This window comes from Devosia sp. GW821-FHT12F11 (genome assembly GCF_058806655.1).
Map to the genome: position 1 here is coordinate 257,341 of NZ_JBXAPX010000005.1, position 12,767 is coordinate 270,107.

A 12,767-nucleotide genomic window follows, 5' to 3' on the forward strand; every position below is an offset into this window, starting at 1 on the left:
TGTCGAGCGAGTCCGAAAAATGGATCTGCTGCACAGCGAAACCGATTATGCGTCGCTCGTTCGCGAGCTCACCGACCCGCCGCCACCGCCGTGGCAGGCGTGGCGCGGGCAGGCCGGCCCCTGGACCTGCCTGGCGCGTAGCGGCACCCAGTTGCCGCGGCAAGGCTGGAAACTCCATATCTCGGTCGGGGCGAAGACGGCGGCCGAGGTGATGGACCGCGTGTTGCGAACCCTGCTGCAGATGGATTGCTGGTTCAAGTTCGCGCCCTCCATCGACCAGATTATCCGGTTGAACTCGGGCGCGGCGGGGCCGACGCAGATCGGCAAGATCGTCACCGTCTATCCGGCATCGGATGCAGTGCTGGCAGCGATCGTCGCATCGCTCTCGGCCGACCTGCCGCTCACCCATCCCCCGGCTGTGCCTTCGGACCTGAGCGTCGATCCGGGGAGGGGACTTTGGATGCGCTACGGCGCCTTCGATGGTCAGCTCATCTCGGACGCGCATGGGAGATTGTCGCCGGCACTGCTGGCGCCAGACGGCACGCTGGTTGCCGACCGCAAGGCGACGAACGGCAAGCAGATCGACTGGGCGCCGCCGCCCCCCATCGCACTCGCCACGAGGCCGCCTGCAGACGAAGCCCGGATGCTCGAGTTTTCCGGACGTTCCTATCTCAGGATGAAGACAATCCAGCGCAAGTCCGGAACGCTGACCGCCCTGGGGCTGTCGGTTCCCGACGGCGAGACGGTCATCATCAAATCCGCCACTGCCGGTGAAGGTGCCGACGCGTTCGGGGAGGATGCCGTCGATCGGCTGGCCCAGGAGCATAGCGTGCTGGCCGGCGTGGCGGCGGCCGGGCTGAGCCCGAAAGTGCTGTCCTACGATGCGCCCCGCGCCATCCTCGTCGAACAGGATCTGGGCGGCGAGGTGCTGTCCGTCATGCCGCCGGGAGACGCGATCGGGCTGCTGCCCGATGTCGCCGATGTGGTGGCGCGTCTGCATCAGCTTGGCTACGCGCACCGCGACATCAAGCTTGCCAACATCGTTGCCACCAACGCGGGCATCAGGCTCATCGACTTCGAATGCGCGGCCCCGCTCGGCTCCGATGCCAGCCGCAAGCAGCTGGGCACGCCCGGCTACATGGCTCCGGAAGCCGGAAGCGCGCCCGTCGCGGCGGCGCAGGACGTCTTCGCCATCGGCGGCGCGATCTCGCATGCCTGCCTCGGCGTATGTGCCGGCTATCTGCCGGCGTCGCCGAATGCCGAGCGGCAAGTTCGGCTGCTTGAGCTGAGCGGCCAGGCCGCCGCGGCGCGGCTGGTCCGCGCGGCATGCCAGCCCGATCCGCAGCGCCGCCCGCCGGCCTCGGCGCTGGGCGCCGTCGCCCGGGCCGAACTGACGACGCTGAAATCGGAGTTCGCGAGGAGTTGGCAGACGGGGCCGAAGCTGGACCGGGACTGGGCCCTCGAGGCGGCGCTGCGCGGCGGTCGGGCGACGCGAGACTTCCAGGTTTCCGTGCCCGGTGGCCATGCCTATCGGAACAACCACTTCCATGCCGCCTATCTCTGCGAGCCGCTGAATATCGGAGCCGCAGGAATCGTTCTGGGGCTGATGTCGATCGAGGCGGCCGCCGGCTCCGACGCGTTCGCGGCAGATGTGCTGGGCGCATGCAACTGGCTGGCGCGTCGCTCTCCTGATCCAAATGCGCATGGGCTGTTCACCGGCAATGCCGGTGTCGCTTTGGCGCTGGCCGCGGCGGGACGGCGCTATGGCAACGAAGAGTTCATTGTCGCGGCGCGTCGCCGCATGGAGGTGGCCCTCGCGGGCTGCCACGAGGAGAACGACCTCTTCACCGGAAGCGCCGGCGTGGTCTGGACGGCAACGGTGCTAGCCGACATCCTCGAAGCGGAGTGGCCGCTTGAAGGCGCCCGGCGCCATGCCCAGGACCTGATGAACAGCGCCGTGGTGAGCAAGGCCGACCACGTGCAATGGCCATCCAGTTCATCCTACGACGCCAGCCGCACGCCGTATTTCGGCGCGGCGCACGGCGCGGCCGGGATCGCGCTGGGGCTCGCGGCGTGGGGAGACGCCGGCGGCGAAGCCCGCAGCACCAGGCTGGCGCTCGACACCTTCGCGGGGCTGTTCGCGACGGGGAACGCCGCGCGGTCGAAGGGCGCGGCCCCATCCGGCAAGGCCCGCCCGCTGACCCGCTGGTGCCACGGCGTCGCGGGCTATCTATGGTCAATGCAACAGTCCTTCCCGGGCCATCCGGGACTGGCCGAAGCGCGGGCCTGGGCCATCGAACTCCTCGGCGGCTCGCCCTTTCCGCTGGGTGACATGACCTACTGTCACGGGCTTTCCAGCATCGTGGAGACATGGCGCGTGGTCGACGGCGCCGGGCCGGCTTCCGACCTCGCCGCGCTGCGTGTGCGGCAGGGCGCCGAGATCATGAGGACCCTGGCGCAGGAACGGGGCGACAACCTGGTTTGGGGTTCGGAAGACCCGCGTACCATCACGCCCGATCTGTGGGTTGGCTTTCTCGGGCCCAGCGTCAACCTGGCCATGGCCGCCATCGGCTCGGTCGATGCGATGATGTCGAGGCCCTGGCTGTTGCGCTGCGCGAAGCCGGCCAGCCACTGACGATCGTTGAACGTCAATCGGTGGCCACAGCAACGTCTTGCAGCCCCGAGTTCTCAAACCAAGTGCAACACCTGCGTAAGGTGCCTGCATGGGACGAGGATATCGACAGTTCAGCCTTCGCCAGCCGCGATCTCCTCCGCAAAATGACACGCCGCCTGCCGCGTCGCACTGATGCTGCGCAGCTCGGGCACCTGCACTTTGCAGATGTCGCGGGCGAACCTGCAGCGCGGGTGGAAGTGGCAGCCGGCTGGCGGGTTCAGCGGGCTCGGGATCTCGCCCTCGAGGCGCTTGCGGGTATGGCGCTTGCTCGGGTGGGAGACCGGCACCGAGCCGAGCAGGGCCTGCGAATAGGGGTGCATCGGCCGGCTGTAGAACTCGCGCTTGGGCGCCATTTCAACGATGCGGCCCAGATACATGATGGCCATGGTGTCGGCGATGTGGCGCACCACGGCGAGGTCGTGCCCGATGAACAGGTAGCTCAGCCCCAGCTCGTCCTGCAGGTCCTGCAGGAGGTTGATCACCTGCGCCTGCACCGAGACATCGAGCGCCGACACCGCCTCGTCGCAGACGATCAGTTGCGGCTTCGAGGCGATGGCGCGGGCGATGCCGATGCGCTGGCGCTGCCCGCCGGAAAACTCGTGCGGGAAGCGGGTCAGGTGCCGGCGCGACAGGCCGACCTTGTCGAGCAGCTCGCCGGCATAGTTGGTCAGTCTGGCGCTGGGCTTTTCACCCTGGGCGTAGAGCGGCTCGAGGATCAGCTCCTCCACCCGGTGGCGCGGGTTGAGCGAAGCCTGCGGGTCCTGGAAGATGATCTGCATGGAGCTGCGCAGCTGCCGCAGCTCTTCCCTGGGCATCTTGGCGAGATCGCGGCCGTTGAAGCGCACGGTGCCGGCCGTTGGTTCGATCAGTTGCAGGATCAGCCGGCCGGTGGTGGATTTGCCGCAGCCGCTCTCGCCGACGAGGCCGAGGGTCTGGCGGCTGCCGAGTTCGAACGATACCGATTGCACGGCCCGCAAAGTCTGTCTGGGGGCCAGCCAGTTGTCGCCGGCCACCGGAAACTGCTTGGAAAGGCCATCGACCGACAGCAGGGGAGTGGTCATCGCGCATCCTCCGCAACGAGGCCGGGCGCGCGGATGCATGCGGCGCTCTGGGCCGGTGAGATCGGGAGCAGCGGCGGCTGTACCTCGAGGCAGGCGGGGATCGCCTTGGGGCAGCGCGGCGCAAACAGGCAACCGGGCGGCAGTTCGGCAGGGTTCGGCATCGCGCCGGCGATGGTGCGGAGCCGGTGCGCCTCGCCATCGAGCTCGGGCGTGCTGCCGAGCAGGCCACTGGTATAGGGGTGCTGCGGCCGGTCGAAGAGATCGAAAATGCTCGCCTGTTCGACGATGCGGCTCGCATACATCACCACGACACGGTCGGCGACCTCGGCCATGACGCCCATATTGTGGGTGATGAGGAGGATCGCGGTGCCGAAATCCTGCCGCAGCTGGTTGAGCAGGTCGAGCAGTTGCGCCTGAATGGTCACATCGAGGGCGGTGGTCGGTTCATCGGCGATGAGCAGTTTCGGCGACGACGACAGGGCGATGGCGATCATGACGCGCTGCCTGAGGCCGCCCGAGAGCTGATGCGGATAATCCTGCAGCCGGCGGCGCGGCGCCGGCACCCCGACCTTCTCGAGCAGCTCGGTGGCGCGGTCCCACGCCGCCTTCTTGCTCATCCTGTCATGTACCTGGATCGCCTCGGCAATCTGGTCGCCGATGGTGAAGACCGGGTTCAGCGAGGTCATCGGCTCCTGGAAGATGATGCCGATGTCGCGGCCGCGGAGTTTTCTGAGCTCGCGGCGCGACAGGGTCAGCAGATCGCGGCCCTCGAAGTGAATCGAGCCGGTGACCCTGGCGGTGGGGGGAAGGAGGCCCATCACCGCGAGCGCGCTGACGCTCTTGCCCGAGCCGCTCTCCCCGACCACGCCGACCAGCTCGCCGGGATGGACGTCGAAGCTCGCCTCGCGCACCGCGGTGAAGCGGGTGTTGAACGACACCGTGAGGTCACGGACGCTGAGCAGGGGGGCGCCGGTCATTGTTCTACTTTCATCCGCGGGTCGAGCACGTCGCGCAGGCCGTCACCCAGGAGGTTAAGGCCAAGCACGGTGATGGCGATGGCGATGCCGGGGATGACGGTCAGCCAGGCTGCCTCGCGCAGATAGGTGCGACCTTCGGCGATCAGGACGCCCCAGCTGGGGACGGTGGGCGGCGCGCTGAGGCCGAGAAAGCTGAGCACGGCCTCGGACAGCACGGCATAAGCGAAGACGAAGCTCAGTTGCACGATCAGCGGCGCCATGCAGTTGGGCATGATGTGGTGCCAGAGGATGCGCCCGTCGCGGGCGCCGGCCGCCCGCGCTGCCTGAACGTAGTCGAGTTCCCGGGCGACGAGGATCGAGGCGCGGACGACACGCGCGGTGCGCGGGATATAGACGACGGCAAGGGCAATGATGGCGGTGGCCGCCGAAGGCCCGAGCGCCGCCGCGATGCCGATGGCGAGCAGCACGGCCGGAAAGGCCATCAGCGCGTCGGCGATCCGCATCAACAGGTCATCGAGGCGGCGATAATAGCCGGCGATGGCGCCGAGAAACACACCGAACACCGCGTTGAGGATCACTACGGCAAAGCCGATGCCGAGGCTCAGCCGGGCGCCGTTGAGCACGCGTGACAGCATTTCCCGGCCGAGATTGTCGGTGCCGAACAGATAGAGCTCGGACGGCGGCTTGAAGCGATTGCGGACCGACAGCGCATTGGGATCGACGCTGGTGAGCAGCGGCGCCGCGAGGGTGAAGAGGCAGATGCCGCCGAAGAGGATGGCGCCGAGCAGGAACGACCGGTTGGCGCTGAGCCGCTTGACCCAGAGCCGGGTCGAATCCAGGGCAAGCGACAGCCGCGACGGCTCGTTGACGAGGTCGGTCATCTCAGCGCCCCCTGACCCGGATGCGGGGATCGAGGCTGGTGTAGAGCAGGTCGATCACGATGTTGAGCAGCAGCAGGGCAGTGGTGACGAACAGCAGGCCGCCCTGGATCATGGGATAGTCGCGGTTGGAGATGGCGCTGCCGAGCAGCGAGCCGATGCCCGGCACGCCGAAAATGGTCTCGATGACGATCGAGCCCGAAAGCAGCACCGAGAGCACCAGGCCGATCATGGTGACGATCGGCATCATGACATTGGCGAGCGCGTGCCGGCCGACGACGACCCACTCGGGCAGTCCCTTGGCGCGGGCGGTGCGGATATAGTCCTGGTTCAGGACTTCGAGCATGGTGGAGCGGGTGATGCGGGTCAGCAACCCGGCCTGCATCAGGGCGAGCGCCACGGCGGGCAGGGTGGCCGAACGCAGCCAGCCTACGGGATCGGTAGTGAAGGGCACGTAGCCGCCGGTTGGCAGCCAGCCCAGGTGCACCGAGAACAGCACGATCATCACCAGTGCCAGCCAGAAATTGGGCAGCGACACGCCGAGCAGCGCGAACAGAGTCGCGGCCTGGTCGATCCAGCGATTGTGGTTGAGCGCCGCCAGCATGCCGGTGCCGAGCCCGATCAGGATGGTGAGGATGAGCGAATAGATGGCGATGCCGATGGTGATCGGCGAGCGGGCGAGCAGGGCATCGACGACCGGGATGCCCAGGGTCAGCGAGCGGCCGAGATCGCCCTGGAACAGGTGGGCATAAAAGGTGAGGATTTGGATGTGCAGCGGCTGGTCGAGCCCGAGATTCTGTCGGATCTGCGCCAGCTCTTCCGGCGTCGCGGACGGCCCGCCGATCACCACCGCCGCATCGCCCGGGATCAGGTAGATGATGCCGAAGGCGATCAGGCTGACGAGGATGAGGATGGGGATCGCCTGGAGCAGGCGGGAGATGATGTAGCCGAACATCGTGCAGGCCCTCTAGGAGTAGCGAGGCGTCTGGGAGTGAGCCACCGGCTCTCTTGATCCTCCCCCGCGACGCGGGGGAGGATCACGGAGAGGTCGGTGGTTCAGGGAACAAGCCAACCGGCCCATCCCCCCATCCGATCAGGGCTCGAGCCAGACGTTCGAGACGCGCGTGTTGTAGAACGGCGTAAAGCCCTTCACGTTCGAGCGCGTGCCCTGGACGTTCGACATCACGCCGAACGGGATGGCGAGAACGTGCTCGAACACCGCCTTCTGGGCATCGGCGAAGGCAGCCGCCCGCTCCTCGATGGTGGCGCCACCCTGCACGCGCTGGAAGGCGGCGTTGTAGTCGGGATCACCGGCGGGGTCCTGCGGCTTATAGATATTGGCGGGCGCCGCGAGGTTGCGCAGCGTCGTCGCGCCACCCTGGGCGGCCGAGCCGGTCCAGTGGGTGAAGAAGAAGTTCCAGCCGGTGGTCTCCTTCTCGCTGGTGGCGAGCGCTGTCGGCCAGTCGAACACCTTGAGTTCGGCGTTGAAGCCGGCCGCCTGCAGCTGCGCCTGCATCACCAGCGCAGTGTTGTACATGGTGGTGATCTGCTGGGTGGTCAGCAGCACGATCGGCTCGTTGTTGTAGCCGGCCTCGGCCAGCAGCGCCTTGGCCTTTTCGGCATTGGCCTGGTTGTAGAGCTCGCTGCCGGCTTCGGAGAAATAGGCGGTGCCGGGGAACTGCAGGCTGGGGTTGAGCTTGTAGACGCCATCGGTCGACGCCTCCATGATCTCATCCATGTTGAGCGCGGCTAGCATGGCCTGGCGCACCTTGAGGTTGTCGGTGGGCGGCGCCGACCAGTTCGGGTAGCCGATATTGAGCCCGTAGGCGTCGAGCGTCAGCAACTCGACGCCATCGACTGCGGCGAGGCGCTCCATCGAGATGGCCGGCACCGATTCGACGATGTGGACTTCGCCGGTTTCGAGCGCCGCCATGCGCGCGGCGGTTTCGGTGAGCATGCGGAAGGTGACGGTATCGACGCAGGCCTGCTTGTAGCCGGCAAAGCCGCTGAGACCGGAAAGCGTGGTGCCCGGGGTGTAATCGGCATAGCGGTCGAGCCGCACATGGCTATCGGGCACGAACTCGCCCAGCTTGAACGGCCCGGTGCCGATGACGTCGATCTGCCCGGCCGCCTTGCCTGCCTCCTCGGCAGGCAAGATGACGACGGGCGCCGTCGAGGACGAGAGGTTTTCGAGGAAGTTGGGCTGCGGCGCCTTGAGCGTGATGACGAAGGTGGCGTCATCGGGGGCGGTCCAGCCGGCAACGGCTTCGAGGATCGAGCGGCTGACGCCGACGGTCTTGTAGCGCTCGAACGAGGCGAGCACGTCGGCCGAGGTCATCGGCTTGCCGTTGTGGAACTTCACCCCCTGGCGCAGCTTGAAGGTGTAGGTCAGCCCATCGGCGCCGGCCTCGATCGAATCCGCCAGATCGGGGACCGGCCGCATGTTCTCGTCGCGGATGATCAGCGCTTCGAAGATGTTCATGGCGATGTTGCGCGTCGCCGACGAGGTGGCCGTCTGCTGGTCGAGCGTGCCGGCCGCGGCCTCGAGCCCGACCACCAGGTCGCCGCCCTGCTGCGGGCAGCTGAACCGCTCCTGAGCCATGGCGCCGAAACTGGCGAAGAGGCCCAGCGTCAGTGCCGAGCTGAAGAGAAGATGCTTCCTGTTACCCATTATCAGTCCCTCCTGAAAATAGACGTGTGTCGACGCGAGGACCGGCCCTTGCTCGAAGGGCGGAACGCCTATCGCCCCAACGACTTGCGTTTCCGATCCTGACCTGTATCGTGGCCACATGTATCGTTAAATGTATTCAGTCAGCTTCACGAGGGATCGTCAAGAGGGTGCGGGAATTTTCGTCGGGATGGGCCGGCCTCGGCCCCCAATCCCGCGGGTCTCACGGCGACAGAGGGAGGAATGCGAATGAAGATAACCGAGGTCGAGACGCTCTATACCGAGGAGTTCTCGAACGTCATCTGGGTGCGGGTGCACACCGACGCCGGGATAATCGGGCTGGGCGAGACGTTCTTCGGGCCGGGGTCGGTCACCGCCCACGTGCACGAGGTGCTGGCGCACAAGCTGCTCGGCCGCGACCCCCTGGCGATCGAGGCGATCAACCGCGAGATGGTCTATGCGGCGCTCGGGTTCTCGTCGTCGGGCGCCGAAATGCGGGCCGCGTCGGCGGTCGACGTTGCGCTGTGGGACCTGTTCGGCAAGGTCTGCAACCTGCCGGTGCACCAGATGCTGGGCGGCCTGAGCCACGATCGGCTGCGCATCTACAATACCTGCGCCAACCCCCGCTACGCCCAGGCGCGCAACTTCCGCCCGGTGGATAACTGGGCCTCGGGGCAGGGCGATGCCCGCTATGCCGATCTCGACGGCTTCATGCACCGCGCCGGCGAGCTGGCCGAGGACCTGCTGGCGTCGGGGATCACGGCGATGAAGATCTGGCCGTTCGATCCGCCGGCCATGGAGAATGACGGGCGCTACATCACCACCGAACAGCTGAAGCTGGCGCTCGCGCCGTTCGAGAAGATCCGCCGGACGGTGGGCGATCGCATCGAGATCATGGTGGAGCTGCATAGCCTGTGGAACCTGCCGGCCGCCAAGCAGATCGCGCGGGCATTGGAGCCGTTCCAGCCGACCTGGTTCGAGGATCCGATCCGCATGAACTCGCCGCAGGCGCTGGCCGAGTTCGCCCGCTCGACGCCGATTTCGGTCTGCGCCAGCGAGGTGCTGGCGACGCGCTTTCCCTATAAGGACTTGCTCGACCGCGACGCGACGCACGTCGTGATGGTCGATATCGGCTGGTGCGGCGGCCTCACCGAAGCGCGCAAGATCGCTGCCATGGCCGACACCTACCACCGGCCGTTCGCCGCACATGACTGCGTCGGCCCGGTAGCCTTCGCCGCCGGCGTGCACGCCTCGTTCAGCCAGCCCAACACGCTGATCCAGGAGAGCGTCCGGGCTTACTACAACGGCTGGTACAAGGACCTGGTGACGGCAACGCCGCGCATCGAAGGGGGCTACGTGTATCCGATGGAGGGGCCGGGGCTGGGGACTGAGTTGAGGCCGGAGGTGTTCGAGCGGGGTGATCTGGTGCGGAAGGTGTCGCGGGGTTAGGGGCGGGAGGGGCGCCGGCGGTGCAGTAATCCTCCCCCGCGGGGCGGGGGAGGGGATGAGGCCAGGGGCCTCACCCCGGGGGGACCAGCGAAGCTGGTGGAGGGGGGAGCAAGAGTCGACTGTGGGTTTGGCCGCCCCCTCCACCACCCTTCGGGCGGTCCCCCTCCCCCGCCACGCGGGGGAGGATCACCGAGAGGCCAGCGCGGTCGGCTTTGCCCCAATCGTCGTACAGCGCAGAAAGCCCCTTGACGGCATTCAAGCATGTAACGTTACATTACACATCGGCAAGAACCCCGAACAACAGCCGCACGGATACGCGTTCAGATGAGCATCGAGACCACCCCAGCCAGTGCCGCCAAGCCTGGCGAACCGCGGGCCTATCGCAGCGCCGAGTGGTTCGCGCGCGCCGGCAAATATGGCTTCGTGCCGCGCAGCTGGATGAAGAGCCAGGGGTTCTCTCCCGAGCTGCTCGATGGCCGGCCGGTGATCGGCATCTGCAACACCTGGTCGGAACTGACCAACTGCAACCGGCACCTGCGCGAGTTGGCCGAGCATGTGAAGCGGGGCGTGCTGATGGCGGGCGGGTTCCCACTGGAGTTTCCGGTGACGAGCCTGGGCGAGCCGCTGATGCGGCCGACCACCATGATGTTCCGTAACCTCGTCGCCATGGATGTCGAAGAGACCATCCGCGCCAACCCGATCGACGGGGTGGTGCTGCTGGCCGGTTGCGACAAGACCACGCCGGCGGTGCTGATGGGGGCGGCGAGCTGCGATGTGCCGGCCGTGCTGGTATCGGGCGGGCCGATGCTCAATGCCCGCTTCCGCGGCCGGGTGCTGGGTTCGGGCACCGATATCTTCAAGCTCGATGAGGAGTACCGCACGGGCAAGATCTCGAAGGCCGAGCTCGATGCGGCCGAGGCGGCGATGAGCCGCTCGGCCGGCTCGTGCATGACCATGGGCACCGCCTCGACCATGGCGTCGCTCGGCGAGGCGATGGGCATCGGCTTTGCCATGAACGGCTCGATCCCGGCGCCCGACAGCCGGCGCGCCGTGCTGGCCGAGGAATCGGGCAAGCGCGCTGTCGAGCTGGTGCGGCAGAACATCACCATCTCCAAGATCCTGACCCGGGCGGCGTTCGAGAACGCCGTGAAGGTCAATGGCGCCATCGGTGGCTCGACCAATGCGGTGGTGCACCTGCTGGCGCTGGCCGGGCGGTTGGGAGTCGATTTCAAGCTCGAGGATTGGGATGCGCTCGGGCGCGACGTGCCGACCATCGTCGACCTCAAGCCCTCGGGCCGCTTCCTGATGGAAGAGTTTTTCGATGCCGGCGGGTTGCCGGTGGTGATGCAGCGCATCTCGCATTTACTCAATCTCGACGCCGTCGCCGTCGAGGGCGGCACGATCGGCGAGCGCATCGCGGATGCGCAAAGCTGGAACGACGAGGTGATCCGGCCGCTCGACAAGCCGCTGACGCCGCAGGGCGGCATGATGGTGCTGAAGGGCAACCTTGCCCCCAATGGCGCCATCATCAAGCCGTCGGCGGCCTCGCCGCGGCTGATGCAGCATCGCGGCCGGGCCATGGTGTTCGAGAACTCCGAGGACCTCAGGGCCCGTATCGACGACCCCGATCTCGATGTCGATGCCGACAGCATCCTGGTGCTGAAGAATGCCGGGCCGCGCGGCTATCCCGGCATGCCGGAAGCCGGCACCATGGCCTTGCCCAAGAAGCTGCTCGAGCAGGGCGTCACCGACATGGTGCGCGTTTCGGATGCGCGGATGAGCGGCACGGCGTTCGGCACCGTGGTGCTGCACGTGGCGCCGGAATCGGCGTTGGGCGGGCCGCTGGCGCTGGTCCGGACGGGTGATTTCATCGTGCTCGACTGCGCCGCGCGCAAGCTCGAGCTCGAGATCTCCGCCGAAGAACTGGAGCGGCGCCGGGCGGCCTTCGTGCCGCCGCCGCCAGCCTATGAGCGCGGCTATGGCCGGCTCTACATCGATCACGTGCAGCAGGCCGACCAGGGCGTCGATTTCGACTTCCTCGTCGGCGGCAGCGGCACGCCGCCTTCAAAAGTCTCGTTCTGAAGGGCGCGGCCATCGAATTTGCCGATGCCGCTCCGTGAGCCGCTGAGCGGCGGCGCCCGCATATTATCTGGAGGATACTCGGAATGACTGCACGTGCGTATTGCGACTGCCACGTCAACATCTACAACGAAGAGCACATCCTGCCGCTCTACTGGACGCTGCATGGCCGGGTGCGCAAGGGCGAGCTCAGCCACCAGTCCGATGCGGATTCGCTCTACAAGGCGATGGCCGATGTGGAGAAGGCGATCATCTTCACCCTGCGCTATGCCGACGCCATCGGGGTCGAGGGCAATGACGAACTGACGGCCGCGGCGGTGAAGAAGTATCCCGACAAGTTCGTCGGCTTCGCCTATGTCGATCCGCGCCGCCCCGACTACATGGACATGCTGCACCACGCCATCGAGGATCTCGGTTTGAAGGGCGTGAAGTTCGGGCCGATCTATAACGGCGTGCACCTTTCCGATCCGCGGCTCGAACCGGTCTACGAGTACCTGCAGAAGAACAACATCCCGCTGACCATGCACATGGGCACCACCTATGCCCGTAATGCGCCGGTGGAACTGGGCCGCGCCATCCACGTCGAGCCGGTGGCGCTGAAGTACCCCGACCTGACCATGATCCTCGCCCATATGGGCCACCCCTGGTACGACGAGGCGATCGTCGTGGCGCGCAAGCAACCCAATGTCTGGCTGGAGCAGTCGGCGCTCTTCTACCGGCCCTGGCAGTATTACAACATGCTGATCCTCGCCGAGGAGTACCGCACCGCCGACAAGATCTTCTTCGGCACCGACTTCCCCTTCGCGGGCGTGGCGGAATCGGCCGACGGGCTGATCAACATCAACAAGCAGGTCGAAGGCACCAGCCTGCCGCGGGTCAGCGAAGAGACCATCCAGTCGATCCTGTGGTCCAACCCGTTCAAGACCTGGTGGAAGGGCGACAACCCGCTCGCCTGAGCGGCCGGCTCACGATCGACCGATG

The 12,767-nt window shown here is 66.7% G+C and carries 9 protein-coding genes; 4 read left to right on the forward strand and 5 right to left on the reverse strand.

All coding sequences use genetic code 11. From position 1 onward, the window contains the following. Positions 1 to 19: 19 nt before the first annotated feature. Complete coding sequence (locus tag AC1ROK_RS16730) at positions 20 to 2,635, forward strand: class III lanthionine synthetase LanKC N-terminal domain-containing protein (RefSeq protein WP_492848910.1); 2,616 nt, start codon at positions 20 to 22, stop codon at positions 2,633 to 2,635. Positions 2,636 to 2,745: 110 nt separating this feature from the next. On the opposite strand, the gene AC1ROK_RS16735 is transcribed toward AC1ROK_RS16730, so the two are convergent. The 5 genes from AC1ROK_RS16735 to AC1ROK_RS16755 all read right to left on the reverse strand — a co-directional run bounded on the left by AC1ROK_RS16735 (position 2,746) and on the right by AC1ROK_RS16755 (position 8,261). Then, positions 2,746 to 3,735 (reverse strand): ABC transporter ATP-binding protein, encoded by a 990-nt coding sequence (locus AC1ROK_RS16735; RefSeq protein WP_492848912.1) that lies wholly within the window; start codon positions 3,733 to 3,735, stop codon positions 2,746 to 2,748. Next, positions 3,732 to 4,712, reverse strand: a complete 981-nt coding sequence (locus AC1ROK_RS16740; protein ID WP_492848914.1) for an ABC transporter ATP-binding protein — start codon at positions 4,710 to 4,712, stop codon at positions 3,732 to 3,734. The genes AC1ROK_RS16735 and AC1ROK_RS16740 overlap by 4 nt, the downstream gene beginning before the upstream one ends. Next, entirely contained in the window at positions 4,709 to 5,593 is an 885-nt protein-coding gene (locus tag AC1ROK_RS16745; protein WP_492848916.1) for an ABC transporter permease, read from the reverse strand. Before AC1ROK_RS16745 ends, AC1ROK_RS16740 begins: the two co-directional genes overlap by 4 nt. 1 nt (position 5,594) lies before the next feature. Beyond that, entirely contained in the window at positions 5,595 to 6,545 is a 951-nt protein-coding gene (locus AC1ROK_RS16750; RefSeq protein WP_492848918.1) for an ABC transporter permease, read from the reverse strand. A gap of 138 nt (positions 6,546 to 6,683) precedes the next feature. Beyond that, positions 6,684 to 8,261 (reverse strand): ABC transporter substrate-binding protein, encoded by a 1,578-nt coding sequence (locus AC1ROK_RS16755; RefSeq protein WP_492848920.1) that lies wholly within the window; start codon positions 8,259 to 8,261, stop codon positions 6,684 to 6,686. Between the two features lie 246 nt (positions 8,262 to 8,507). Between AC1ROK_RS16755 and AC1ROK_RS16760 the strand changes: the two genes are divergently transcribed. From AC1ROK_RS16760 to AC1ROK_RS16770, 3 genes are all read left to right on the forward strand, one after another. Beyond that, positions 8,508 to 9,707, forward strand: a complete 1,200-nt coding sequence (locus AC1ROK_RS16760) for a mandelate racemase/muconate lactonizing enzyme family protein (protein ID WP_492848922.1) — start codon at positions 8,508 to 8,510, stop codon at positions 9,705 to 9,707. A gap of 324 nt (positions 9,708 to 10,031) precedes the next feature. Then, positions 10,032 to 11,789 carry an IlvD/Edd family dehydratase gene (locus tag AC1ROK_RS16765; RefSeq protein ID WP_492848924.1) on the forward strand — a complete coding sequence of 586 codons (1,758 nt, stop codon included), beginning with the start codon at positions 10,032 to 10,034 and terminating at the stop codon, positions 11,787 to 11,789. Between the two features lie 83 nt (positions 11,790 to 11,872). Then, entirely contained in the window at positions 11,873 to 12,742 is an 870-nt protein-coding gene (locus tag AC1ROK_RS16770) for an amidohydrolase family protein (RefSeq protein WP_492848926.1), read from the forward strand. The last annotated feature ends 25 nt before the right edge of the window (positions 12,743 to 12,767 follow it).

Bases quoted from the DNA above. Each gene is read 5' to 3' on its own strand.
- AC1ROK_RS16760 (WP_492848922.1), top strand. From the start codon at position 8,508: ATGAAGATAACCGAGGTCGAGACGCTCTATACCGAGGAGTTCTCGAAC.
- AC1ROK_RS16735 (WP_492848912.1), bottom strand. From the start codon at position 3,735: ATGACCACTCCCCTGCTGTCGGTCGATGGCCTTTCCAAGCAGTTTCCG.
- AC1ROK_RS16745 (WP_492848916.1), bottom strand. From the start codon at position 5,593: ATGACCGACCTCGTCAACGAGCCGTCGCGGCTGTCGCTTGCCCTGGAT.
- AC1ROK_RS16765 (WP_492848924.1), top strand. From the start codon at position 10,032: ATGAGCATCGAGACCACCCCAGCCAGTGCCGCCAAGCCTGGCGAACCG.
- AC1ROK_RS16750 (WP_492848918.1), bottom strand. From the start codon at position 6,545: ATGTTCGGCTACATCATCTCCCGCCTGCTCCAGGCGATCCCCATCCTC.
- AC1ROK_RS16730 (WP_492848910.1), top strand. From the start codon at position 20: ATGGATCTGCTGCACAGCGAAACCGATTATGCGTCGCTCGTTCGCGAG.
- AC1ROK_RS16740 (WP_492848914.1), bottom strand. From the start codon at position 4,712: ATGACCGGCGCCCCCCTGCTCAGCGTCCGTGACCTCACGGTGTCGTTC.
- AC1ROK_RS16755 (WP_492848920.1), bottom strand. From the start codon at position 8,261: ATGGGTAACAGGAAGCATCTTCTCTTCAGCTCGGCACTGACGCTGGGC.
- AC1ROK_RS16770 (WP_492848926.1), top strand. From the start codon at position 11,873: ATGACTGCACGTGCGTATTGCGACTGCCACGTCAACATCTACAACGAA.